The organism is Kitasatospora sp. NPDC091257, from assembly GCF_044757675.1.
Classification (GTDB): Bacteria; Actinomycetota; Actinomycetes; order Streptomycetales; family Streptomycetaceae; genus Kitasatospora; species Kitasatospora lactacystinica.
Window position 1 is genome coordinate 1 of sequence record NZ_JBIVVI010000408.1, and the last position, 6,890, is coordinate 6,890.

Genomic DNA, 6,890 nt, shown 5'->3' on the forward strand with positions numbered 1-6,890 from the left:
CCCCTGGCGACGGGCGCGGCCGGGGGGAACGCTGGAAGGGCGAGCGGAACCGCCCCGGCTCCGCCCTCCGAGAGGAGTGATCGCGGCATGAAGGCGCTCACCTACCACGGACCCGGCCGCCGCACCTGGGGCGACGTCCCCGACCCGGCCGTCCGGGACCCGGAGGACGCCGTCGTCCGGGTGGACGCGGTGACCATCTGTGGCACCGACCTGCACATCCTCAAGGGCGACGTCCCCGAGGTCGAGGAGGGCCGTGTCCTGGGCCACGAGGCCCTCGGTACCGTCACCGAGACCGGCCCGGGCGTGCGCACGATCACGGTCGGCGACCGGGTGCTGGTCTCCTGCGTCTCCGCCTGCGGCCGCTGCTCCTACTGCCGTGCAGCGGCCTACGGACAGTGCACCGGCGGTGGCGGCTGGATCCTCGGCCACCTGATCGACGGCTGCCAGGCCGAATACGTCCGCACCCCCTTCGCGGACACCTCCCTGTACCGGCTGCCCGAAGGCGTCCGGGACGAGGACGCGCTGCTGCTCGCCGACATCCTGCCCACCTCCTACGAGGTCGGCGTCCGCAACGGCCGGATCGGCCCGGGCGACACCGTCGCGATCATCGGTGCCGGACCGATCGGGCTCGCCGCCGTCCTCACCGCCCGTCTCTACAGCCCCGCCCGCATCATCGTGACCGACCTCGCGCAGAGCCGCCTCGACGCCGCGAAGCGGTTCGGCGCCGACACCGTGCTCACCTCTGCCGGGGCCACCCCCGAGGCCGTCCGGCAGCTGAGCCGCGACGGCCTCGGTGTGGACGTCGCCATCGAGGCGGTCGGCGTGCCCGAGACCTTCGAACTGTGCACTCGCCTGGTGCGCCCCGGCGGCCGGGTGGCCAATGTGGGCGTGCACGGCAGACCGGCGGTGTTGCACCTGGAGGACCTCTGGATCCGCAACGTCACCATCACCACCGGGCTGGTCGACACGAGCAGCACCCCGATGCTGCTGGACATGCTGGCCGTCGGTCGGCTCGACACCGGCGGGCTGGTGACCCACCGCTTCGGCCTGGAGGAGATGCAGGAGGCCTACGACGTCTTCGCCGACGCGGCCGACACCGGCGCGCTCAAGGTCGCGCTGTTCCGGACGTGAGCGCCATAAAGGGAGGAACCGCCATCATGAGCGTCCATCCCGACTGCGGCGACATCGCCCGCCGGATCCTCCAGCGGCGCGATCAGCTCGGCCTGAGCGAAGGAATGCTGGCCCACCGGGCCGCCATGTCCCCTGCCTACTTGCGACAACTCCTCTGCTCGGGGCCGGAGTTCGATCCGCCCGGGTTCGTCCGGATCGCTGCCGTGCTGGGGATGGCCTGGCCGGAGCTGCTGTCGGGGAATCGCCCGGACGCCCCGCCGGGGCAGACCGACACCGGCCGCCGCGGTCAGCTCCTGCGTCTCACCGAGTCGCAGTGCTGGGAACTGCTCGGCACCCGCGGCGTCGGCCGGGTCGGCCTGCCCGGCTCCTCGGCGCCCGTCGTGCTCCCGGTCAACTACGTGGTGGACGACCGGACGATCGCCTACCGCACGGCTCCCAGGGGAGCCGCCGCCCCGGCCGACGGCTCGCCCGTCTCGTTCGAGGTGGACCGGATCGACGAGCACCGGAGCGCGGGCTGGAGCGTCCTGATCCTCGGCCAGGCTCATCTGGTCGACACCTCGGACGAGGAGCAGCACCTCGCGGCACTCCCCGGCGCCACCCCCTGGGCCGGCGGCGCCCGCCCGCTCTGGGTGCGCGTCCGTCCGGCCGCGGTCACCGGGCGCCGCATCGACACGGGGTGACGTCCGTTGAACAGCTGGTACATGGATCGGGTGCTTGAGCGGGTCGCCCACCTCGGTGCCGTCGCCGCCATCTTCTCGAACCGGGCTCCACGCCCCCACGGCCCGCCTTCTCCGTCCCGCGGCGGGACCGCTTCCTTCGCCCCCCTCCAGGCTCCGCCCCCGGGCGCGCCCCGCCACAGGAGCGCCGGACACCTACCCGCCGCCTTCGGGCCTGCAGAGTCATGCGACGGTGGGGCGGCGGGTCGCAGCGCGGCTTCCGCCGGGCCAACGCCGGTGGCGGCCCACCACGCCACTGCGCATGCTCGAATGAAAGGCTCAGGTGCTCGCGCCGGTCGGCACCCGTCCTCACGGTGGAGAGCCACGGTGACCGGGCCGGGTCGGCGCGTGCGAGATGTTCGACTGTCGCCACAAGGTCGGCGCCGAGTGCCACGCGACCGGCATAGCGGTCGGGTTCCACCCGCCTGATACCGACGGCCCGACGTGCGCATCCGCCTGACACACCGCCCTCTGCCCGAGTCGAAGGGAAGCGCTGTTGCGAATCGCCGACGCCCGAACGGGAGAACACACCGAGATCGGTTCCCGCCGCGCCCGACTCCTGCGCGTGACCGTCGCAGTCGGCGCGCAGGACCGCCGGTTCGCCATCGGGGATCTGCGGGCCCTGCTGGCCGGCGACGTGCTGGCCCGCACCTGCGAGTCCCAGGGCATGCAGGTGCTCATCGAGCTCGCCGTCCCGGACAGCTCCGGCGAGCAGGTCGGGGCCCTGCTGAAAGCCGCCGATCAGCTCGGCATCCACCCACCCGCCCGGGTGTGCGCCCACCGAGAAGTGGACGCCGCCGCCCGGCCGGCGGCCGACCTGGTCGTCATCAGCAGCCCGCACCTCGACTCCGTGTTCGTGGCCCCGCTGCTCCTCGTCACCGGACCGGTGACCGGGGAACCGTCGAACGGCGGCCCGGAGGTGCCCGCAGACCTGTCAGCCATTTTCCCGGGACCTGAGCACGATCCACTCGCGTTGCGCCTGGACTTCCTTGAACACGCCGTCACCGATCCGGTCCGCCTCACCGCCGCATCGCTGACGGACGCCGCCGCGAGGCTTTCCCGTTGGCGCGCGCTCGTGGCCGACCTCGCCCGCGCACCGTCCGGACCCGTGGACGCGGACATGGTCCAGGCGTCCCTCGACGGCCTGAACGAAGATCTGGACGCCCGGGTCGCGGTACGCGTCCTGTACGCCTTGGAGGACCGGTCCGATCTGCCGGACGGCACCCGCTTCGAGACCTGTGTCCGCCTGGATCAGGTCCTCGCGCTCGAACTCGCCCGCGACATCGGCCGCGGGCCCCGATGAAGCCGGCCGACAGCGGGTGTGTCGGGCGGAGCCGGGCCAGGTAGCCCCAGAACTCGCCGCCACGGGACGCGGTGGGCGCGAGCCAGCCACTCTGCTCGCCTGCGGCTTGGCCCTGGTCCTGCCGGCTCCGGCCCGGCCGGCCGTCGACGGCTTCGCCCCGGCCGGGGCCGCCCTCGCGCGGTCCGTCGGCGGGTTCCTGCTGGTGTTGCTCTCCGGCGGACACTGCCCCTCGGCCCGGTCGGCTCCGGGGCTGAGGGCTCCGGGGCTCAGGGCTCCGGGGCTCAGGGTTTCGGGGCCGACACCGGGGTGAGGTGGGCGGTGAACCACCGTGCGGCCAGGTCCGCGACCTCGTCGAGGGCCCGGGGTTCACTCGAACAGGTGGGTGGCGTTCGGGACGACGGCGAGCTGGTTCTCGGTGAGCGGCAGCGCCGGCCGTACCGCGCTCGCCCGGTCGGCGGGCCGTCTCACCCAGTTGTACGCGCTCGTCGCCGGCGGGTGGGTGTTGGCGGTGCTGCGGGCCGGCACGGGCTGCGCGCTCGGAGGCTTCCGTGCGGTCGAGTCGGCGGGGCTCACGCCTGCCGAGCGCATTCGCGTGCCGACGACCGGATGCACGGAGCGCCGGGCCGGTCCACCGTGGGGGTATGGATCTCATCGCACTGCTGGAGCTGGACGGACCGGCGAACCTACGGCTCCTCACGGCCGAGGGACTGCCCGCCACACCGCGTGCACCTGTGGTCCGGGTCCACGCCGCCGCCCGCACGCCCACCCCGGCGGAGTCCACCCTCTGCGGGCTGTCGACCCGCGGCATGCAACCCGATTCACAGCACCCCGCCGCACCAGGCGACCCCTGGTGGCCGCCGCGCTGGCACCGACACGCCTGCCCGGTCTGTGACACCGCCGTCACCGGCCTCGTCGGGGGCAGCCCTCATGCCGGCACCCCCGACCTGGGCACCGCATCGACAACCGCCGGCACGAGGGATGACGGGGCCGCCGGAGCCCCGTCCGAGTGAGCCCCTGCCGCCCCGTCCGGTCAGGCGACTTCTTCGACCCACGCAAGGAGCAACCATTGTGGCCACGGATTACGACGCCCCGCGGCGCACCGAGGACGACAACGAGGAGAGCCTCGAAGAACTGAAGTCCCGCCGTGACGAGCGGCGGCCCGGCGTGACAGGCCTGGACGAGACCGAAGAGGCCGAGACCATGGAACTCCCCGGCGCCGACCTCTCCGGCGAGGAGCTGACCATCAGGGTCCTGCCGGAACAGCCGGACGAGTTCGTCTGCGCGACCTGCTCCATGGTTCACCATCGCAGCCAGCTCGTCCACGCCGACCAGGGCGGGATGATCTGCCGCGATTGCGCCCCCTGACAGCAGTCGCCGCGCCCACTGCGCGGACAGCGCCGGTTGTCACGAGTGCCGCGGCCAGGACGGCGAACGAGACTGGACGTACGGCCCGCCAGTGCCGAGCGTCGATGGCCGGCCGAGGTACGAGTCCGGCCGGGTGGAGCGGGGCGATGACGACGGCTGCGGAGCCCGGTCGCCACAGGTGGACGGATCACCGTCCCGTAGCAGCGGGCCGGTCGGACCCGACGCGCGACGGAAGTGGGCGGCGCCGCCTGCCGGTTCGCCTGCCGGGCGAGCCGCTTTCGCCTCTCGGCCACGGCGTCCGGGGAGCCGAGCAGGTGATCGGCGGTCCACGGCCAGGCCAGGAGCAGCTCCAGACGCATACCGCGGAGTTCGGCCTCGCACGCGGCCCACTGCGTGGCTGCGACGCTTTTGGGTGATCCGTCGTACCCGACGGTGATCCGGCCGTTCACGGCGTTCTCCAAGGGCTTCGGACGGTGGGTCCGCTCTCGGTCCCCGCGCTCCTGGCCGGCGCCCCCGGGACCCGTCGCAGGCCGGGTGCTGCCGTCAGAGCCGGATGACGACGAGCGCGGTGTCGTCGGTGGCGCCGCCGGGGGGGATCAGTTCGGTGAGGACGGTGTCGGCGATGGCGTCGGGGTCGGCGGAGCGATGCGTGGTGAGGACGTGCGCGAGGCGGTCCAGGCCGGTGTCGATGTCCTCGTGGCGGCGTTCGACCAGGCCGTCGGTGTAGAGGGCGAGCGTGTCCCCCTCGGCGAATCGGGTGACGGCCTCGGGCCGTGTCCGGTGCTCGGGACGGGCGCCGAGCGGAGGGTCGGTGGCCCGGTCGAGGAATTCGACGGTGCCGTCGCCGTGCAGCAGGGCGGGTGGGGGATGGCCGGCGCTGCTGTAGGTGATGGTGTGGGCGCCGGAGTCGATGAAGGCGGTCGCGGCGGTGGTGGATTCGGCGCCCTCGACGGAACGGGCGTACAGACCGAGCACCTCCAGGGCCTGGGCGGGGCCGCCGGCAACCCGGGAGGCGGCGCTGAGGGCACTGCGGAGCTGGCCCATGACACCGGCGGCGACCAGGCCGTGGCCGACCACGTCGCCGACGGCGACCGCGACGCGGTCGTCCGGCAGTTCGACGAGGTCGTACCAGTCGCCGCAGACGTTGAGGGCGCCCACGGCGGGTCGGTAGCGGACCGCGGCACGGTGGCGTTCGAGTGGTCTGGGCTCCGGCAGCATGGCCGCCTGGAGCACGAGTGCGACCTCGCGTTCGCGGGCGTGGGACTCGCGCAGACGCTCGTTGACCTCCTGGAGTTCGCGGGCACGGGTGTAGAGCTCGGCTTCCAGGACGCGGGCGCGATCGCCCTCGGGCAGGCCGTGGGCGCGGATGAGCTGGGTGATCTCCTCGACGCGGTGGATGAGCAGCACCGTACGGCCCTCGCCGTCGAGCACGGGGGCGTTGACCGGACTCCAGTACCGCTCCTCCCACTCGCCGGGTCGGGCGGTCGACTCCACGTCGTAGCGCTGCAGGGCCATGGTGTCGCGCTCGCCGGACGCCAGGACCCTGCGCAGGGACGCCTTCAGGTTGTGGGCTCCGGTGGCGGCGGGGTCGTTCGGGTTGTCGGGGAAGATGTCGAAGAGGTACCGGCCGACGAGCTGCTCGCGGGTGCGCCCGGACAGGCCGAGGAAATCCTCGTTGGCGTCGGCGTACAGCAGGTCCGGGGTGAGCAGCGCGACCATGCCGGGCAGGGCGCGGAACACCGCCCGGTAGTCGATCGCCTCGCCGGTCACGGTTCCGCCTGCGGTCGGGGTCGTGCGGCGCGTACGACGACGACCGGGCAGGGCGCGTGGTGGACGCAGTGCTGGCTGACCGAGCCCAGCAGGGCCTCGGTGAATCCGCCGTGCCCGCGATTACCCACGACGAGCAGATCTGCGCTGTCGGCGGCCTTGAGGAGCACGGCGGCGGGGTGGCCCTGGACGACGTGCTGCCGGATCTCGACCTGCGGGGACTCCGCCGTGACCTCCGTGACGGCCCCGGCCGGGGCCTGGCGCGCGTTGCCCGCGACGTCGAAGTCCGGCACGGCTGCCGAGGGCGCCCCGTAGCCGACCGGGTACTGCCAGGCGATCACGGCGTCCACGCTTCCGCCGGTCAGCCCGGTCAGCCCGGTCAGCCCGGTCAGCCCGGTCAGCCCGGTCTGCCGGGCCGCCCACGCCGGTGCGGACCTGGATGTCGTGGAGCCGTCCACTCCCACGACGATCCGGGCTGAGCGGCGGGGTTCCTCGCCCATCACACGCCTCCGAGAGTTGTGACGTCCTCCACCGCCACCATCGGCGATCCGCGGCCACCATGCCAGCCGGGAGGGGAGCCGTGCCGGGAGGCGACTGTGTCTGGAGGG

At 73.4% G+C, this 6,890-nt stretch carries 8 protein-coding genes; 4 read left to right on the top strand and 4 right to left on the bottom strand.

Going from position 1 to position 6,890, the window contains the following annotated elements:
• The first annotated feature begins 87 nt into the window (after positions 1-87).
• The 3 genes from ACIQOV_RS19865 to ACIQOV_RS19875 all read left to right on the top strand — a co-directional run bounded on the left by ACIQOV_RS19865 (position 88) and on the right by ACIQOV_RS19875 (position 3,150).
• Complete coding sequence (locus ACIQOV_RS19865) at positions 88-1,131, top strand: zinc-dependent alcohol dehydrogenase family protein (protein ID WP_401050116.1); 1,044 nt, start codon at positions 88-90, stop codon at positions 1,129-1,131.
• Between the two features lie 26 nt (positions 1,132-1,157).
• Entirely contained in the window at positions 1,158-1,811 is a 654-nt protein-coding gene (locus tag ACIQOV_RS19870) for a pyridoxamine 5'-phosphate oxidase family protein (protein ID WP_401050118.1), read from the top strand.
• A gap of 601 nt (positions 1,812-2,412) precedes the next feature.
• Entirely contained in the window at positions 2,413-3,150 is a 738-nt protein-coding gene (locus ACIQOV_RS19875; RefSeq protein WP_401050120.1) for a hypothetical protein, read from the top strand.
• 366 nt (positions 3,151-3,516) lie between these two features.
• Here the strand turns inward: ACIQOV_RS19875 and ACIQOV_RS19880 are convergent, their stop codons facing one another.
• Positions 3,517-3,675 carry a hypothetical protein gene (locus tag ACIQOV_RS19880; protein ID WP_401050122.1) on the bottom strand — a complete coding sequence of 53 codons (159 nt, stop codon included), beginning with the start codon at positions 3,673-3,675 and terminating at the stop codon, positions 3,517-3,519.
• Positions 3,676-4,218: 543 nt separating this feature from the next.
• Between ACIQOV_RS19880 and ACIQOV_RS19885 the strand changes: the two genes are divergently transcribed.
• Positions 4,219-4,515, top strand: coding sequence for a DUF4193 domain-containing protein (locus ACIQOV_RS19885; protein ID WP_401050125.1), 297 nt, complete (start codon positions 4,219-4,221; stop codon positions 4,513-4,515).
• On the opposite strand, the gene ACIQOV_RS19890 is transcribed toward ACIQOV_RS19885, so the two are convergent.
• The 3 genes from ACIQOV_RS19890 to ACIQOV_RS19900 all read right to left on the bottom strand — a co-directional run bounded on the left by ACIQOV_RS19890 (position 4,449) and on the right by ACIQOV_RS19900 (position 6,782).
• A complete protein-coding gene (locus ACIQOV_RS19890; protein ID WP_401050127.1) occupies positions 4,449-4,964 on the bottom strand; it encodes a universal stress protein in 516 nt (171 codons plus the stop codon). The genes ACIQOV_RS19885 and ACIQOV_RS19890 overlap by 67 nt on opposite strands.
• Before the next feature lie 94 nt (positions 4,965-5,058).
• Entirely contained in the window at positions 5,059-6,285 is a 1,227-nt protein-coding gene (locus ACIQOV_RS19895; protein WP_401050130.1) for a PP2C family protein-serine/threonine phosphatase, read from the bottom strand.
• Positions 6,282-6,782 (bottom strand): universal stress protein, encoded by a 501-nt coding sequence (locus tag ACIQOV_RS19900; RefSeq protein WP_401050133.1) that lies wholly within the window; start codon positions 6,780-6,782, stop codon positions 6,282-6,284. The genes ACIQOV_RS19895 and ACIQOV_RS19900 overlap by 4 nt, the downstream gene beginning before the upstream one ends.
• Positions 6,783-6,890: the final 108 nt, after the last annotated feature.

What these genes read in the sequence shown, in the direction of transcription:
- ACIQOV_RS19865 (WP_401050116.1), top strand. Translation starts at nt 88, where the DNA reads ATGAAGGCGCTCACCTACCACGGACCCGGCCGCCGCACCTGGGGCGAC.
- ACIQOV_RS19870 (WP_401050118.1), top strand. Translation starts at nt 1,158, where the DNA reads ATGAGCGTCCATCCCGACTGCGGCGACATCGCCCGCCGGATCCTCCAG.
- ACIQOV_RS19900 (WP_401050133.1), bottom strand. Translation starts at nt 6,782, where the DNA reads ATGGGCGAGGAACCCCGCCGCTCAGCCCGGATCGTCGTGGGAGTGGAC.